Genomic DNA, 19,409 nt, shown 5'->3' on the forward strand with positions numbered 1-19,409 from the left:
ACACCGCTTACGACTACATTACTTTGCTCTGCAGTATTAATAACAGCGTCATCACCTGTTGCAACATCAATGCTGGTTACGGCTGTTTTATCGTGAATGGCGGTGTCTGTAGCGGTTGCTGTATTACCTGCTACATCACTTACTGTGGCTGTGGCGGTTAATGTGCCATCGTTAAGCTCTGATACGTCTGCGCCTGTGATTGTGTACGCTTCATCAGTAACGAGTGCGGTGAAAGTTTCACTATTTGTGCCATCACTAACTACTACGGTAACCGTTTGGCCATTTTCAACACCAACGGCGGTGCCGTTTATGGTTACGTTTGTGTTTTCGCCATTGCCGTTAATAACGTTATCGGCTGTATCTTGTATTTCAACGGTTACATTGGCGTTGGTGTCTTTAATTAGTGTTTCGGTATTTACCGCTTCATTGCCGGCGTTATCAAATACGCTAACACTTACTGTTACGTCGCCATCTGCAAGTGAGCTTATATCTTCGTCACTTACTTCCCATGTGCCATCGGCATTTATGGTTACATTATCAACGGTTACTTTTTTATCGTCTTTATCTGTAAAGGTTACGGTAATGCTGTTTGTTGATTCTACGTCATCAACTTTACCGCTTACACTTACCGCTTCGTCTTCTGCTGCGTTTATTACTGAGTCTTCAAGCACTAGCGTTGTACTGGCTTGGGTGTCTTTTGTAAAGTTGAGGGTGCTTGTTGCTGGATTACCCGCTATATCTTGCGTGCTTACATCTACTGTGTAATCGCCATCTGATAAAACCCGTAAAATAGAGCTATTAAGCTCCCAGTTACCCTGCGCATCTACGGTGGTTGTAGCGGTAAACAACTCATCACCGTTATTGTCTTTTAGTACAATATCAACTTCTTGTCCTGACTCTACATCACTAATTGTGCCACCAATTTTTGCTGTTGCTTGCTCTTGTTCATTAATAAATGCGTCATCACCTACATTTACGTTAATTGTGGCTTGGGTATCTTTAACTAATGTTGTGCTATTTACTGCTTCGTTACCTGCGTTATCAAACACGCTTACACTTGCTGTAATGTCGCCATCGGCTAATTCGCTAATATTTGCAGCGGTAACAGACCAATTACCATCACTGTCTAAAACAATGTTTTTAATTGTTTCTGTTTTACCGTTTTGATCGGTAAAGGTAACCGTTATATTGTTGGTTGACTCTACGTCATCTACTTTTCCGCTGAGTGCTACGGCTTCATCTTCGGCTGCATTAATAAGCGTATCTGCAAGCTCTATGGTGGTAGTTGCTTGGGTGTCTTTTATAAATTCTGCACTATTAACCGCTTCGTTACCTGCGTTATCAAATACGCTGACACTTGCGATTACTTCACCATCGGCTAGTTCGCTAATATTTGCAGCGGTAACAGACCAATTACCATCACTGTCTAAAACAATGTTTTCAATTGTCTCTGTTTTACCGTTTTGATCGGTAAAGGTAACCGTTACATTGTTGGTTGACTCTACGTCATCTACTTTTCCGCTAAGTGCTACGGCTTCGTCTTCTGCTGCATTAATTACGTTATCGGCAAGTTCTAACGATGTAGTTGCTTGTGTATCTTTATTAAATGTAGTGTTGTTTACAGCTTCGTTGCCTGCGTTATCAAATACGCTTACGCTTACTGCAATTTCGCCATCGGTAAGTGTACTTATGTCACTTGGGTTTATTTGCCAGTTGCCATCGCTATCTACATCAACTTTTGCAGTAACTGAGTTGGTGCCGTCACTAAATGTAACGGTTACTTCTCGTGTAGCTTCAACATCGGTAACTGTACCGCTTATAATTACATTGCTTTGCTCGACTGCATTCACTACATCATCGTTTTCAGCGACTTCTATTGTGGTACTGGCTAGCTTATCGTGCTCGGCAGTGTCGTTACTTGTAGCGGTATTACCTGCTACATCGGTTACAGTAGCTGTTGCGGTTAATGTACCATCATTTAAAGCTGATACATCAGCATCTGTAATTGTATAAGCGCCGTTAATTACTTCAGCAGTAAATGTTTCAGTATTTGTGCCATCACTCACAACTACTGAGACTGTTTGACCGTTTTCAATGTTAGTTACATCACCTGTAATGCTAACAACTGTATTTTCTGAGTTGCCATTAATTACATTATCGCCTGTATCGTTTATATCTACAGTTACACTGGCTAGCTGATCTAATAAAACAGTGTCGTTTGCTGTGGCTGTATTACCCGCTAAGTCTAAAACAACGGCAGTGGCTGTAATTGTGCCGTTATTTAAGCCCGATATATCTACATTTTCAAAACTGTATTGACCGTTAGTAACAGTGCCTATTAATTCAATGTCTGGGTTTTCACCGTCAGATACGGTTACTGTAATTGATTGACCATTTTCTATGTTTTCAACTGCGCCGGTTATGGTTATTTGCGAGTTTTCGTTACTGCCGTTAATAATACCGTCGTCTGTTTGTGCAATATTTAAAGTTACGCTGCTTAGCGTGTCTTTTGTAAAAGTAAGCTCTGAATTTGCAGGGTTCCCAGCTGAATCTGTGACTGCTACAACTGCGTTAATTTGACCTTCGGCTAAGTCAGCAATTTGATCAGTAGTAACTTCCCATGTGCCATTATCGCTAACGATAGCAGTTATTACTTTAGACACACTATTGCTGTCGGTAAGCGTTAATGTAACTTCTCGCCCTTGCTCTACATCTACAGTATTACCCGTTAACACAGCACTCGCTTGCTCTAAGCTATTAATTACTTGATCGTCATCAGACAGTGCAATATCAATTTCTGCTAGCTTGTCTAATTCAACTGAATCTTGCGCTGTTACAGGGTTGCCTGCTTTATCAGATACGCTAGTTGTAGCGGTTAATGTGCCATCGTTAAGATTGCTTGCATCAATCGGATCGGTCACGTATTCGCCGTTGGTCACTGTTGCAGTTGTAGTTACAGCTGGGTTAACGCCATCGCTAATGCTTACCGTAACCGTTTGGCCATCTTCAACGTCGGTAACCATACCGCGTACAATAATTGCCGCGCTTTCGCCGTTACCGTTAATTACTGAATCGGCTGTTTTATCAATACTGGTGGTGATGGCAGCCGTGTTATCAAGCTCGACTGAATCTTGTGCTGTTACCGGGTTGCCTGCTTTATCAGATGCAGTCGCAGTAGCGGTTAATGTGCCATCATTAAGGTTGCTTGCATCAATCGGATCGGTCACGTATTCACCGTTTTGAACGGTTGCTTGTACTTCAACTGGTGGGTTAACGCCATCGCTAATGCTTACCGTAACCGTTTGGCCATCTTCAATATCGGTAACTGTACCGCGCACAACGATTGCTTCACTTTCGCCGTTGCCGTTAATAACACCGTCGGCTGTTTTATCAATGTTTGTGGTTATTGCAGCGGTGTTATCAAGCTCGACGGTATCTTGTGCTGTTACAGGGTTACCTGCCTCATCCGATACGCTAGCTGTAGCGGTTAATGTGCCATCGTTTAGTGCACTAGCATCAATTGGATCTGTTACATATTCACCGTTTTGAACGGTTGCTTGTACTTCAACTGGTGGGTTAACGCCATCGCTAATGCTTACCGTAACCGTTTGACCATCTTCAACGTCGGTAACCGTACCGCGTACAACGATAGCTTCACTTTCGCCGTTACCGTTAATAACTGAGTCGGCTGTTTTATCAATACTGGTGGTGATGGCTGCCGTGTTATCAAGCTCGACCGTATCTAGCGCTGTTACCGGGTTGCCTGCTTTATCAGATACGCTAGCTGTAGCGGTTAATGTGCCGTCGTTTAGATTGCTAGCATCAATTGGATCTGTGACATATTCGCCGTTATTAACAATTGCTTGTACTTCAACTGGCGGGTTAACACCATCGCTAATAGTAACCGTAACTGTTTGGCCATCTTCAACATCGCTAACTGTTCCGCGCACAACAATGGCTGCACTTTCGCCGTTACCGTTAATAACGCCATCGGCTGTTTTATCAATGCTTGTGGTAATGGCGGCAGTGTTATCGAGCTCAACGCTATCTTGCGCACTAATAGGGTTACCAGCTAAATCAGACGCTGTAGCAGTGGCGGTTAATGTGCCGTCGTTTAAGCTGCTTGCATCAATAGGAGTTGTTACATATTCGCCATTTTCTACAATGGCTTGCACTTCAACCGGTGGGTTAACACCATCGCTAATAGTAACCGTAACTGTTTGACCATCTTCAACATCGCTAACTGTTCCGCGCACAACAATGGCTGCACTTTCGCCGTTACCGTTAATAACGCCATCGGCTGTTTTATCAATGCTTGTGGTAATGGCGGCAGTGTTATCAAGCTCAACGCTATCTTGTGCGCTTACAGGGTTGCCCGCGATATCAGATACACTTGCAGTGGCGGTTAATGTGCCGTCGTTTAAGCTACTTGCATCAATAGGAGTTGTTACATATTCACCATTGATCACGGTTGCAGTTGTAGTCACCGCAGGGTTAACGCCATCGCTTATTGTTACAGTAACTATTTGGCCATCTTCTACATCTTCTACAGTACCGCGTACAACAATGGCTGCACTTTCGCCGCTGCCGTTAATAACACCGTCGGCTGTTTTATCAATGTTGGTTGTAATGTCTGCTAATTTGTCTATTTCAACGGTGTCTCTTGCTGTGGCTTCATTGCCAGCTAAATCAGAGACGTCGGCTCTTGCCACAATATCGCCATCGTTTAAAGAGCTTGCATCTATAGGAGCTGTGACATATTCACCATTTTGTACAATTGCTTGCACAGCTATATCTGGGTTTACACCATCCCTTAGGGTGATAGTTACAACTTGGCCATCTTCAATGCCACTCACGGTGCCACGCACTACAATTTCTTGATTTTCGTTACTGCCATTAATAACCGAATCAGCTGTTTTATCAATGCTAGTTGTGATTGCTGCAGTTGTGTCTATTTCAACATTATCTTGGGCACTAATAGGGTTACCGGCTGCATCAGCAACCTCTGCTGTGGCGATCATAGTGCCATCATTTAAGCCTGTTGCGTCCATTGGCTCTGTAACATATTGACCATTTTGAACTACAGCCTGAGTAATTACCGGAGGGTTAATACCGTCGCTCAACGTTACAGTAACTATTTGGCCATCTTCAACATCTTCTACAGTACCGCGTACAACCACACCTGCATTTTCTGCTGTATTAACATTATCGCGAAGATCGTCGTCTTGCCCGTTAATCACTCCATCATCTGTTTTATCTATTGATGCAGTTATTAATGCGCTGTTATCTATTTCAAAAGAATCTTCTGCAACTGCGGTATTTCCAGCCGTATCAAGCACACTTGCTGATACCGAAATATCGCCATCATTAAGTGCAGAAATATCCACACCTGAAAGCGCGTAATTACCATTTTCAACAATTGCGGTAACAACCACTTCATTGCCTAATGAGTCTGTAAATATAATGGTAACTTCTTGGCCATCTTCAACACCATTTACTATGCCGCTAAGCGAAATATCGGTGTTTTCAGCGCTGCCATTTATAACGCCATCTTCAGTTTTATCAATATTAAGTGTTAGCGTGCTTTGTGTGTCTTTTGAAAAAGTAACCTCTTGAGTGGCCTCATTCCCAGCTGCATCAAAAATACTTATTTGCGCTGAGATTTCGCCATCAGCTAAAGATTCAATATCACCGCTAATTTGCCAATTCCCATCAGCATCAACTTCAGCTGTTACTACTACTTGCTGATTATTACTATCCGTAAAAGTAACGGTAACTAATTGGCCTGGCTCAATATCTGTAACCGAGCCACTAAGTTGTACATTATTTTGCTCGGCGCTATTAATAACCCCATCAATATCTTGTGCCACTATGCTTGTTGCAACAGAGCTGTCATATTGCGCTTCATCGCTCGCGCTTGCTGGGTTTCCTGAAATATCTTGAGCAGTTGCATTTGCACTAATAGTGCCATCATTTAACGATGAAATATCAACACCGGCTATTTCATAACTGCCATTAACTACGATTGCCGTTAATGTAATTGGAGGGTTAACGCCGTCACTCAATACAACAGTCACTGTTTGGCCGTCTTCAATACCAGTTACTACACCTCGTACAGTTACGTTACTCTCTTCTTCGCTATTGATAACGCCATCTTGTGTTGAGTCTATTTCGACGGTGAGCTGTGCTGTTTTATCATGTGAAATAACCTGAGACGCGGTGCTTTCGTTACCTAATAAATCTTGTGCTTGCGCGGTTGCTGTGATCTCTCCATCACTTAACGAAGAAATATCGACTTCTAATTGGTACTGGCCATTTTCAACAACAGCCTCAACACTCACTTCATTGCCATCTATGTCTGTTAGGGTTACTAAGACTGTTTGACCATCTTCAATACCTTCAACTGTTCCGCTTACTTGTACTACGTTTTCTGAGTTATTTATTACGCCATCTTCGGTTTCATTAACGTCTATTGTTATAATGGCCGTAGTATCTTTTGAGAATGATTTTTGAGTTTGCGTGTCATTACCCGCTTCATCAATGGTACTAACTTGTATGGTGTAATTTCCATCAGGTAAATCGGCAAAAGGTTCAGGGCCAACACTCCATTGACCATTAATGACTGTTGCCTCATACGTTGCTATAGGGTTACCTTGCGCATCAAAAATGGTCACTGTTACCAGCTGTCCATCTTGCACATCTTGCACTTCACCTTCAAAATCAATTGGTTGATTAGTGTTTAAGCCATCCTCAAAATCAATAAAAATATCTGCTTGAGTATCTTTTACTTTAGTTTCACTCGCTGCATCATCTTCGTTGCCCCCTACAAGAGAAACCGTTGCAGTCACTTCACCATCATTTAGAGCAGTAATATCAATATTTGTTACAGACCAAACACCATCTTGCACTTCGGTTGTAACAATTATTTCGTTGCCGTCGCTATCACTTAAAACTATTTGTACTAACGAGCCATCGGGTACATTTTCAACAGTACCGGAAAATTCCAAAGCCACAGCATCGTATTTATTAATAAACACACCATCGCCACCGAGCTGACCTACAGTAAAAATAGGGTCGGGTCTGAACTCAATAAAATTAGGATCTTCTTCTTCTGTTGTATCGGTAGGTGTTGTTTCATAGCCTGATTCAGGAACAAGCTCTTGCCCTTGGCGAGCAATAAGTTGATAAGCCACTTGAGCTTCATTAGCATCACTTGAGGATAAAGATGTAACGCTACTGGTATTGCTGCGGGCGTCAAAGGTACTATTTTGGCTTAAATCCGATACAAGCTGTGAAATAATATCTTGAGGTACAACAAGCTGTTCACTGGTTTCAGAAAAAACCAGCTCGTTCCCCTCTAATGCAATGTCGCTGCTATTTAACACAGGTAGGTCGGCAAGTTGCTCTGGTATAGAGTCTACCTTGACCCAATCTCCATTATCCATAACAACCCAGACATCACTTAGTAGTTCGACAATAACAACAGCTTTACTTATATTTTCCAAAGTGAATTTCCTAAATAGTTAATGAGAGTAAATAGCGGCTTAGCCAAAAGGTAGCTCTAATCGTTACAAAATCCAGTTAATGATACAAAAAAATAACATCTTACAGTACCTTTTTATTGGATTTTATAATGGTTAATTTTGAAATATAGTTATTATTTATAAGGTAATATCAAAATTGCAATACAAAACAATTAGAAAATGTAACTGCTATATGTATACAACGTATGAAGGGGTGATTTGGATTCAATAAACTTAGTTATTTGTAAATTTATATGTTAGCAATTTTATTGGGAATAAATTAACATCCCTAAAGGTAGTTTCATTTCCAAATTAGTCAAACAAATGCAAAGTGCACGTTTTATTCCCTTTAGAAAACAAGATATTGTTGATATGTGCAGCGCTGAGCTCACAAACAACTCAGAGCAAACATCGTTTAAACAATTTTGCGATTTATTAGCAAGCCTTATCCATTACGATTACCATTCAACACTTGAGTCGCTCAAAAATAACTACGCGCCCTTTGATCCTAATAGCGATACGCGATCTTTAGCGCCAGTATCAGCTGAGCAAAAAGCACAATGCCAACGTGAGTTTGCAAAAGATTTTGCTAAGGTTTTAAATGCCGCTAATTTTGAAGTGATCACCAATGAAGACTTACAAGATGCATTAAATGAAGAGTCACTATTTAAGGTGCGCCTTGAAGTTGAATTTGACGACTTTGAAGAAGTGGTATTTTATCGCCGTGGCGAGTCGCAACTCACTGAAACTATTACCAGCTTTTGGGGCCTTCGTAAAAAGCCGCTGCACTTTACTAATTACGACCGTGTTGCTGTGTTTATTCGCTTTAAAGATAGCGCTTATTTTAAAGCTAAAAATAAAACGCCAATGGGATTTGAGCCAAGTTCAACCATAGTAAAGCTGTTTCAAAATGTGCCAAAGGCCGATCTCGAAATGCTATTTCCTAATAGCGAGGTACGCATGCGCCCTATTGATAAAGCAATTATTGGCTCATCGGCTTTAATTGGCGGTGCGGTGGTACTTATCACTAAGCTTGGTGCATCAATTTTATTATTGCTTGCTCTGTTTGCTTTTTGGGGTGGCTTTAGAAGTGAAGCTGTAGAAATGACCCAACAACACTTTATTACCTTTGCTATTGGCATGGGAGTATTTGGCAGCTTTATTTTTAAAGAGTGGAGTAAGTTTAAAAACCGTAAAATTAAATTTATGAAAGCGCTTAGCGATAACCTCTACTTTAAAAACCTTGATAATAACGCCGGTGTTTTTCACACCCTTATAGACGCCGCCGAAGAAGAAGATATAAAAGAAGCGCTGCTTGCGTATACGTTTTTACTAAAATCAGAAAACGGCTTAACCGCACAAACACTTGATGAACAAATAGAGCATTGGTTTAAAAGCAAATACCAGTGCAATCTTGATTTTGAAATTAGCGACGCACTTGAAAAGCTGGTACGTATGCGTTTAGTAACGTGTAGTAACGAAATAGAAGGTAATGAAGTGTATAGCGCGCTAAGTTTAGACCATGCAAAAGCTATTCTTGATGAGCGTTGGGATAATCTGTTTCAATATAATTAATGTAGTATTTTTGCTAAATAATTACCCAAATAAAAAAGCAGCTGTAAGTACAGCTGCTTTTTTGATTACATTATTAATAGCTAATACTTAAGCTAATTCAGCTTCTGCTTTTTTAGTAAATTTAGAATGCACTAATTTATAAAGTGCAGGCAATATTAATAGCGTAAGTAGAGTTGATGAAATAATACCGCCAACTACAACCGTAGCCAGTGGTCTTTGTAGCTCAGCGCCTGTACCAGTATTTAGCGCCATAGGAATAAACCCTAAGCTTGCCACTAAAGCGGTCATTAATACTGGACGCAAGCGCGAAAGTGCACCGGTTTGTATCGCATCAATTAAACTAAGTCCATCGGCTCTTAATTGTTTAATAAACGACAGCATAACCACACCGTTTAATACGGCAACACCACTTAGCGCGATAAAGCCAACGCCTGCCGATATCGATAACGGCATATCGCGTAGCAATAACGCAAGCACACCACCGGTAAGTGCAAGTGGTACGCCGCTAAATATAATTAACGAATCACGAAGTGAATTAAACGCACTGTAAAGCAGGCCAAATATAAGCAATAAAGTAACTGGCACCACCAGCGATAACCGCTTACTTGCCGATTCTAATTGCTCAAATGTACCGCCGTATTCAATCCAATAACCACTTGGTAAATTAAGATCTGAAATTAAAGCGGCTTGTGCATCACTTACAAAGCTTGCTAAATCACGCCCTTCTACATTTGCAGTAACAACAACATTACGCTTACCGCTTTCACGGTTTATTTGATTAGGCCCTTTATCAATACTAATATTTGCAACTTCGCCAAGCGGTACAAATGCAAGGTCTGGGTTGGCACTTTTGGGCACGGCCACTGGCAAACGCGCAAGCTGTGATACATCGTTTGACCAGCGCTCATCTAAACGCACTAATAACGAAAAGCGTTTATCGCCTTCATAAATAAGCCCGGTTTGTACACCGCCTACCGCAGCACTTACACTTTGCTGTATATCGGTTACTGTTAAACCTAACAGCGCCAAATGATCGCGAAGCGGCGTTACCGAAAGTGTAGGCAAACCTTCCATTTGCTCAAGGCGTACATCAGTTGCGCCTGTAATGTTTTGCACCAAGGCTGTGGCTTTTTCGCCATACTGTTTTAATGTTGATAAATCATCGCCATAAATACGCACTGCCACGTCGGCGCGCACGCCTGCTATTAACTCGTTAAAACGCATTTCTATAGGTTGCGTAAACTCATAATTATTACCTGGTACTTCATTTACTAAATGGCGAATTTGCTTAACCAGCTCTTCTTTACTTAAAGCGGGATCAGGCCATTGTTCGCGCGGCTTTAACATTAAAAAGGTATCGGCAACGTTAGGTGGCATAGGATCGTTTGCTACATCTGGAGTGCCAATTTTTGAAAATACTTTTTCAACTTCAGGTATGTCTAAAATGGCTTGCTCTAGCTCTTTTTGCATTTTTACCGATTGTTCAATACCGGTGCCGGTAATGCGCAGTGCGTGCATGGCTATATCGCCTTCATCAAGCTGCGGTAAAAATTCAGCGCCCATATTTTTAACTTTAAAGCCAAGTGCAATTACAAGCACAGCAGCAATGCTTAACATTACCCACGGCAACTTAAGCGATAAACCAAGCAGTGGTTTGTAGCCTTTTTTAATAACCCGCATAACCGCATTTTCGCTCTCACTCACCTTGCCACGTACAAATACCGCAATAGCCGCAGGTACAAAGGTAACAGCAAAAATAAGTGCGCCAACTAGTGCGGCTACAACAGTAAATGCCATTGGCTGGAACATTTTTCCCTCAACACCACTAAGCGCAAACAGCGGCAAATACACCAGCATAATAATTAAAATGCCAAACACCGCTGGGCTAAATACTTCTTTAGTAGCGGCGGTTACAACACTTAAACGCTCATTTAATGTAAGTAGCCTGCCATGTTTGTGCTGCGCAAGGCCAAGTTGCCTCAAACAGTTTTCAACCACAATTACAGCGCCATCAACGATTAAACCAAAGTCGATTGCGCCTAGGCTCATTAGGTTACCCGACACACGATTACCTACCATACCGGTAATGGCAAATAACATGCTAAGCGGAATAACCATTGCCGTAATAAGCGCACCAGTTACATTACCTAATAACAGCAGCAAAATAACAATCACTAATACAGCGCCTTCAAACAGGTTAGTTTTTACAGTGTCTATGGTTTTATCAACAAGGGTTGTGCGGTCATAAACTGCTTCAACTACAACCCCTTCAGGTAGGCTAAGTTGTACATCTTTGAGTTTATCTGCCATGGCTTTTGCCACTACGCGGCTGTTTTCGCCAATGAGCATCATGGCGGTGCCAAGCACGGTTTCTTTACCGTTATAAGTAGCAGCGCCGGTTCTGAGTTCTTTACCTAGGCGCACATTTGCTACATCCTTAATGCGTACTGGTGCATCATCGCGCTTAGCAACTACGGTATTAGCTATATCATCAATGGTTTTTAATTGCCCTGGCGAGCGCACTAAATATTGCCCGTCAAAACGCTCTATAAATCCTGCGCCTTGGTTACTGTTATTTAATTTAAGTGCAGTAATTACATCGCTTAGCGTGAGCTTATAAGCGAGTAGTTTTTCTGGCATGGACGCTACTTGATATTGGCGCTCAAAGCCTCCTTGGCTGTTTATTTCGGTAACGCCTTTTACTTTTAATAACTGCGGGCGAATAACCCAATCTTGCAGGGTACGTAAATCTTCTGCATTAAATGGCGTACCATCATCTTTTAATGCACCGTTATTTGCATGCACAGAATAAGTAAAAATCTCCCCTAGCCCGCTGGCAATTGGCCCTAAGTTTGGTTCAATATTGGCTGGCAAGTCTGATCGAATACTTTGTATGCGCTCTGATATTTGCTGGCGCGCCCAGTAAATATCGGTCCCTTCATTAAAAATAACGGTAACTTGCGAAAGCCCATAACGCGAAATTGAGCGGGTGTAATCAAGCTTAGGAATACCCGCCATTGCAGTTTCAATCAAATATGTAATGCGCTGCTCGGCTTCAAGCGGGGTAAAGCCCGGCGCTTTGGTATTTATTTGAACTTGCACGTTAGTTATATCGGGTACGGCATCAACGGCTAAATTTTGTGTGTTGTATACGCCAAACCCAGCAAATAAAAGTGTGAGCGCAAGCACCATCATGCGGCGCTTAACCGCAAAAGAAACTATCCAGTTAATCATGCTGCCTCCTAGTGTGAGTGGCTTGCGCCGCTTTTTAATATATCGGCTTTAATTACATAACTGTTTTGCGTTACGTACTCACTATTTGGCGAAAGCCCCTCAAGTACCTCTACCCACTCGCTGTTTTTAGCACCAAGCTTTACAGGGCGTACTTCAAACACATTGCCGCTTTTAATAAAAACACTAGGTTTGCCGTTAAATTCCTGCACAGCTGTAGCCTTTACTCGCACTGCAGCATCTACTTTTGCAGTACTAATGTCGCTATTAACATGCATACCAGGACGCCAATGACCATCAGGGTTTGTAAGCTCGATTCGCGCACGCGCAATATGCCCGCCGCTCATCATCGGGGCTATGTAAAACACCTCACCTTGCGCATTTAAATGATGATGTAAATCGTACACTTTTGCGCTTTGTCCTATGGCGAGCTTTTCAATATTTTCAGGAAAAGCCGAGAGCTCGACCCATACGGTTTCAAGGTTTACTATTTGCATTAATGCGCTGTTGGCAAGCTCACCGCGCTTTAAATATTGCTCGGTAATAACGCCTGTAATTGGGCTTTTTATGGTGTAATTTTGTAGGGTCTCGCGGTTGGTAATACTGGCAAGTTTATCGCCTTTTTTAACGTTTTGACCAATGCTTACAAAGATATCGTTAACTAAGCCGGTATAAGGCGCCATTACTTCAACGGTGCCGTGCGCGGTGGGTGCTATAACACCAAATAAAGTATCTGTTAGTTCAACGCTACCTGCTTTTGCAATGTCGGTTTTAATTCCTGCGCGTTCAATTGCTTGGGAGCTTAGCGTTGTACGCCCTTCTTCTTGCTCATAATGATAATTTATTTCAACGCCTTTATAGCGTGCCATTACATCAAGCTTAAAAGAATGCGGCTCGTTTACGCTCACGGTACTTACTAAATAGTCATCTTCAGCTTTAAAACGAATAAGCTGTGGCTCTTCACTTAAACGCTGCACGTTTATGGTTACGTCTAACTGGTTTATATCAATGGCTTTATTGTTATTAAAGCCATATATTCGCAGCTCGGTATTACCTGCAAACTGGGTTAACTTAAGCTCTAAATCAAGCGCGTTATTGGTTAGTAAAAATCCGCCGTGTGGGCCTTTTTGTGTGTGTTCGTCTTTGTGGCCTTCTTCGTGACCTTTTTCGTGATGGCTATCAGATGCCATAGCCGTGCTACTTAATAATGGGAGTGCAAATAATTGCGTTATAAATAATGCGATAAGAGTGTTATTCATGATTGATGAGTCTCAATTAAAGGTTGGCCAGTTAAACGCTCAAGGGTAAGCAGTACTTGATATAGCTCGCTATGGATGTTGATAAGTGCGCGTTTAGAATCAAATAAAGCTTGCTGTGCGTCGAGTAATTGCAACACCGATATTTGCCCTTGTTGATAGCTTTTTAAACTTTGTTTTATAAGCGTTTGTGCTTGTGGAATAACTTGCTGTGTTAATAGCTGTGCCTGCGCAGTTTTACCTTGGTAATACGCATACAAAGTGCGTATTTGCTGGCGTAGCTGAACACGTAATTGCCCTTGTTGCTCATTAAGTAGCGTAAGTTGATGCTTTGCAGCCTCAATATTACCGCTATTAGAATTGCTTAATTGCAGTGGCATTGAAAAAGAAAACACCAACGAGCTGGCATCAGTTTGCTGGTTATATCGCACGCCACCACCCAGGGTTAAATCGCTTTGCCCGCTTGAGCGTTGCAGCGACAAATTAGCCGTTTGCTGCATATATTGCTGCTGCAGCAGTGCAAATTCAGGTGCTGTATTTACCGCATCAAGTAGCACTGCTTCACTTTTAACAGCAGCTATTTGTGATAAATCGCCAGCATAGTAATCACTCACTTGCGGCTCTTGCCAAAGCTCGGTTAGAGCTAAGCGCGCACGCTCAAATTCGCTATTTAGCATCAGCGTATTTAAATCTACTTGGCTTAATGCATAACGCATGCGGGTTACATCAGCACTTGAGGCTGCACCCGCTTTAGCGCGTTTTTCAATTGCGTTAAGTGCCTGCTTAACGGTGTTTTTACACTCACTATTTAAAGCAATTAACGCCTGAAATTTAAGTATTTGGTAATAGCGCTCAGCGGTGGTTGCTAAAAGTGCTAACCGAGTATTTTTATACTCAATTGTTTGCGCTTTTATATTGGCAGTGGCGTAATTAATACGGTTTTGCCGTTTATCGCCCAGCTCTATTAATTGACTTAAAGCCAGCGTGTACTGCGCCCCCGAAAACGCATGAGAGCCGTGAGTTCCTAAAAAGTTTTCAGCTTCAAAACTCAGCTCAGGATTAGGTGAAAGCGCAGCTTGGGTTTTAAGCGCCGTTAATATTTTTTGATGATACGGGTAGCGTTTAAGTTCAGCATTTTGCTGCTCGGTATTTTTAAGCGCTTGCTTTAGCGTTAATACGTATTGAGGCTCATTTTTTGCCAAAACGCTCATTGCAGGTAATGCGCACAGTAGCGCCACCAGCATAAGTGGTTTTTTGTTCATATAGCATGTCCGTTTTTTAACAAACAGAGTTGACTTAATCACTACGCCTATTTTAAAAACAAGCGCAATTAAGCAACCTAAATATGTACATAACTAGCCTTATAGCGCACAGGCGCAGGCAGTTATTTACAAAGTGTTTAAAATTAAAAACTAGCTATAAAAATTTGGTGGCGGAACATCTGGTGGATAGTTTAAACCGCTATAGCACGCAGGCAGTGTAGCTTGGCTTTGCTCAGGGCTTATAGAGTGATTTAGCGTACTGTAGTAACCACAGTGGCAATGCTGATGGGCATGTATTTCAGTAGGTGATTGCGCATCTTCATCGTTTGCATTTGTTTGAGAATGAACATGCGTAACGTGATCAACTTCTTCTTGCAGGTGATACGCCGCCGCATCACAGCTAATAAAGCTGTGCACAAGCACTAAAAGTATCACGACTAAAAAGTAGTTTGAGCGCATTACCTACCTAAAAACTCTAAAATGCAATTTAAGAAATCGCACAATACCTTAAATTTATTCAAATGTAGAGAGCCGCTTACGTTATTTTCTAAATTCACTTGGTGATATACCCACTGATTTTTTAAACCGTTTAGAAAAATTAAATATATTAGGATACCCCACGTAAGCGGCAATATGGGCAACAGGCCAGCGGGTATTTAGTAGTAAGCTTTTAGCTCGTTTAATGCGTAAATAAATAAGCTGCTGCATAGGGCTTTTACCAAATTGCGCTTGGCATAACCTATGTAAATGCGGTGCTGAGTAATGCACGTGCTCGCACATAACTTCTATTGTCCAATCAAACTGTAAGCGCTCTTCTACCTCTAAAAACAAGCTGGTTAATCTGTTTTGCCCACCTATTTGTGGCTCGCTTTGAAGCGTAGTGTTTAAATAGTGGCTTAAAATAGGCATAACACCTTCGCGCAAAGTAGCGTTACTTTCGCTATATAAAAGCTCCATAGCTAAATGTAATGGCGCTAATTGCTGATTAGTTAATACCTTAGCCTGTGCTAAATTTAAATGTTGCCAACGTTTAGTGTTTGCAAGGTTTAGCCAAATCACATCCCACTTTTCGCTTGCTATTTTAACCTCAAAACTTTGCCTTGCAGGCAATATAGCTAAGCTATTTTCAGTTAATGAGTATTGGTTATTAACTGTTTTAAGTGTGCCCTGACCAGCCAAAGTATAAAAAAGAGTGTGTTCGAGCGGGTTAGTACGTGCAACACAATAGTCACCCAATAAATTAGAGCAACCTGCCAGCTCTATTTCAAGGTTTGGCATTTGCGAAAGCGTGGTTAAATCAATAAACCGCTCTGTACACTCTGGGCCAATATCGAGTACATCTACAATAGTGTTGCGCATAATTTAAAATGATAGCTTTGGATAAATAAAAGAGAGCTTTAAGCATAACCTCAACGCATTATTTTAGCTATATTTAAGCCACTATAATTGCCACACATGCAATAGGACACTAATGAACTCACTACAACACATAATTAACCGCCGTGATTGGGAAAACCCAATTTCGGTGCAAGTTAATCAAGTAAAAGCGCACAGCCCACTCAATGGATTTAAAAGCGTTGACCATGCCCGTACTAACACACAATCACAAAAACAAAGTTTAAACGGCCAGTGGGATTTTAAATTATTCGATAAACCCGAAGCGGTTGATGAATCACTGCTAAGTGAAACACTAAACAGCGACTGGCAAAGCATTACAGTGCCTTCTAACTGGCAATTACACGGCTTTGATAAACCAATTTACTGTAATGTTAAATACCCATTTGCAGTTAACCCGCCATTTGTACCAAGCGATAACCCTACAGGCTGTTACCGCACTGAGTTTACTATTACAGCGGATCAATTAGCGCAGCGTAACCATATTATTTTTGAAGGCGTAAACTCGGCGTTTCATCTTTGGTGTAACGGTCAATGGGTGGGCTACTCGCAGGATAGCCGCTTACCGAGCGAGTTTGATTTAAGCGAACTGTTAGTAGTAGGCACCAACCGTATTGCGGTTATGGTTATTCGCTGGAGCGATGGCAGTTATTTAGAAGATCAAGACATGTGGTGGCTAAGTGGCATATTTCGCGATGTTAATTTACTTACTAAACCGCAGCACCAAATACGCGATGTATTTATAACCCCAGATTTAGACGCCTGCTATCGCGATGCCACTTTGCATATAAAAACCGCAATAGATGCACCAAATAACTACCAAGTCGCAGTACAGGTTTTTGATGGTGAACAGGCACTTCGTGAGCCACACATACAAAGCACTAACAATAAACGCGTTGATGAAAAAGGCGGCTGGAGCGATGTTGTATTTCAAACAATTGATATACAAAGCCCTAAAAAGTGGACCGCCGAAACCCCGACCTTATACCGCTGTGTTGTAAGCCTGCTAGATGAGCAAGGCAACACAGTAGATGTTGAAGCCTATAACATTGGTTTTAGAAAAGTGGAAATGCTTAACGGGCAGCTTTGCTTAAACGGCAAACCGCTACTAATTCGCGGTGTTAACCGCCACGAACACCACCCAGAAAACGGCCATACAGTTACTACCGCCGATATGATTGAAGATATTAAGCTGATGAAGCAAAATAACTTTAATGCTGTACGTACTGCTCACTATCCTAACCACCCGCGTTTTTACGAGCTGTGTGATGAGCTAGGTTTATACGTAGTGGACGAAGCAAACATAGAAACCCATGGCATGTTCCCAATGGGTAGGCTTGCCAACGATCCGCAGTGGGCTGGTGCATTTATGTCGCGCTATACACAAATGGTTGAGCGCGATAAAAACCATGCCTCTATTATTATTTGGTCACTGGGTAACGAATGCGGACACGGCGCCAACCACGATGCTATGTACGGATGGTCAAAAAGCTTTGACCCTTCTCGCCCAGTGCAATACGAAGGTGGCGGCTCAAATACCACAGCAACCGACATTATTTGCCCAATGTATGCCCGTGTAGATACACATGTTGCCGATGACGCCGTACCAAAATATTCAATAAAAAAATGGCTAAGCCTACCGGGTGAAACTCGCCCGCTTATTTTATGTGAGTACGCCCATGCAATGGGTAACAGCCTAGGTAGCTTTGACGATTACTGGCAAGCATTTAGAGAATACCCACGCCTGCAAGGTGGCTTTATTTGGGATTGGGTAGACCAAGGTTTATCTAAAACTGATGAAAATGGTGAGCATTATTGGGCTTACGGCGGCGATTTTGGTGATGAACTAAATGACCGCCAATTTTGTATTAACGGCTTATTATTCCCTGACCGCACGCCGCACCCTAGCCTGTTTGAAGCAAAATACAGCCAGCAGCATTTACAATTTACGCTGCGCGAGCAAACTAAAAATCAATACACCATTGATATATTTAGCGATTACGTATTTAGACACACAGATAACGAAAAGCTCGTTTGGCAGTTAATGCAAAATGGCATCTGTGTTGAACAAGGCGAGCATGTACTTAGTATTGCTCCGCAAAGTACGCACACGTTAACAATTAAAACTAAAATAGCGTTTGAGCAAGGTGCGCAATATCACCTTAATTTAGATGTAGCACTAATTAACGACTGTAGCTTTGCAAGTGCCGAGCATGTATTAAACACCGAGCAGTTTAAGCTTATAAATAGTAATAATTTAAACAGTGAATCATTTGCACCAACTACAGAGCAAAGCGCTACAAGTGTTAACGAAACCGACTCTCAACTAAGTATTGATAACGATAAGTTTAAACTTGTTTTTAGCAAGCAATCAGGGCTTATAGAGCAGTGGTTACAAAACGATACTCAGGTTATTAGTAGCCCACTGGTTGATAACTTTTATCGCGCCCCGCTTGATAACGACATAGGCGTAAGCGAAGTAGATAACCTAGACCCTAATGCATGGGAGGCTCGTTGGTTGCGTGCAGGTATAGGGCAATGGCAGCGCACATGCAGCTCAATTCACGCAGTGCAATCAAGTGTTGATATACGTATTACATGTGTATTTAATTATGAGTTTAATGGCGTGCTACAAGCAAAAACACAATGGCTATATACACTAAATAATACCGGCAATATTAGCTTAAATGTTGATGTGCACTTAAACGATACACTTCCGCCAATGCCGCGTATAGGGCTAAGTACAACGCTTAACAAGCAAAGCGATACAAAAGTAAACTGGCGTGGTTTAGGGCCTTTTGAAAACTACCCAGATCGCAAAGCCGCAGCACGTTTAGGTTATTACAGCTTAAGCTTTAATGAGCTACATACACCATATATATTCCCAACCGATAACGGCGTGCGTAGCGATTGCCAATTACTGCGTATTAATAATTTAACCGTAACCGGTGCGTTTTTATTTGCCGCCAGTGAGTATTCGCAAAGTATGTTAACGCAAGCGAAACACACTAACGAACTCATTGCTGATGACTGCGTACATGTACACATTGATCATCAACATATGGGTGTAGGTGGCGATGATTCATGGAGCCCAAGTACTCATAAAGAGTATTTACTTGAGCAAAAGCAGTACAGCTATTCTTTAACTTTTTCAGCTAAATAATTTA

8 protein-coding genes are annotated in these 19,409 nt (G+C 41.8%); 2 read left to right on the forward strand and 6 right to left on the reverse strand.

What is annotated here, in order from left to right; translation table 11 throughout:
* Window positions 1-7,505: Ig-like domain-containing protein (locus H5159_RS10720; RefSeq protein ID WP_182780266.1), on the reverse strand; the 7,505-nt coding region annotated here is incomplete at its 3' end.
* A gap of 342 nt (window positions 7,506-7,847) precedes the next feature.
* Between H5159_RS10720 and H5159_RS10725 the strand changes: the two genes are divergently transcribed.
* Entirely contained in the window at window positions 7,848-9,098 is a 1,251-nt protein-coding gene (locus H5159_RS10725) for a TMEM143 family protein (RefSeq protein ID WP_182780267.1), read from the forward strand.
* Window positions 9,099-9,185: 87 nt separating this feature from the next.
* Here H5159_RS10725 and H5159_RS10730 read toward each other — a convergent pair whose 3' ends face one another.
* The 5 genes from H5159_RS10730 to H5159_RS10750 all read right to left on the reverse strand — a co-directional run bounded on the left by H5159_RS10730 (window position 9,186) and on the right by H5159_RS10750 (window position 16,206).
* Window positions 9,186-12,332, reverse strand: coding sequence for an efflux RND transporter permease subunit (locus H5159_RS10730; RefSeq protein ID WP_182780268.1), 3,147 nt, complete (start codon window positions 12,330-12,332; stop codon window positions 9,186-9,188).
* Between the two features lie 8 nt (window positions 12,333-12,340).
* Window positions 12,341-13,588 (reverse strand): efflux RND transporter periplasmic adaptor subunit, encoded by a 1,248-nt coding sequence (locus H5159_RS10735; protein WP_182715582.1) that lies wholly within the window; start codon window positions 13,586-13,588, stop codon window positions 12,341-12,343.
* Window positions 13,585-14,847, reverse strand: coding sequence for a TolC family protein (locus tag H5159_RS10740; protein ID WP_182780269.1), 1,263 nt, complete (start codon window positions 14,845-14,847; stop codon window positions 13,585-13,587). The genes H5159_RS10735 and H5159_RS10740 overlap by 4 nt, the downstream gene beginning before the upstream one ends.
* Window positions 14,848-14,997: 150 nt before the next feature.
* Entirely contained in the window at window positions 14,998-15,306 is a 309-nt protein-coding gene (locus tag H5159_RS10745) for a hypothetical protein (protein WP_039490315.1), read from the reverse strand.
* Between the two features lie 81 nt (window positions 15,307-15,387).
* Window positions 15,388-16,206, reverse strand: coding sequence for an AraC family transcriptional regulator (locus H5159_RS10750; protein WP_024595140.1), 819 nt, complete (start codon window positions 16,204-16,206; stop codon window positions 15,388-15,390).
* Between the two features lie 112 nt (window positions 16,207-16,318).
* Here H5159_RS10750 and H5159_RS10755 point away from each other — a divergent pair, with 112 nt between their 5' ends.
* A complete protein-coding gene (locus H5159_RS10755) occupies window positions 16,319-19,405 on the forward strand; it encodes a beta-galactosidase (RefSeq protein ID WP_182780270.1) in 3,087 nt (1,028 codons plus the stop codon).
* The last annotated feature ends 4 nt before the right edge of the window (window positions 19,406-19,409 follow it).

Source organism: Pseudoalteromonas sp. SG43-1 (assembly GCF_014164415.1).
Classification (GTDB): Bacteria; Pseudomonadota; Gammaproteobacteria; order Enterobacterales; family Alteromonadaceae; genus Pseudoalteromonas; species Pseudoalteromonas distincta.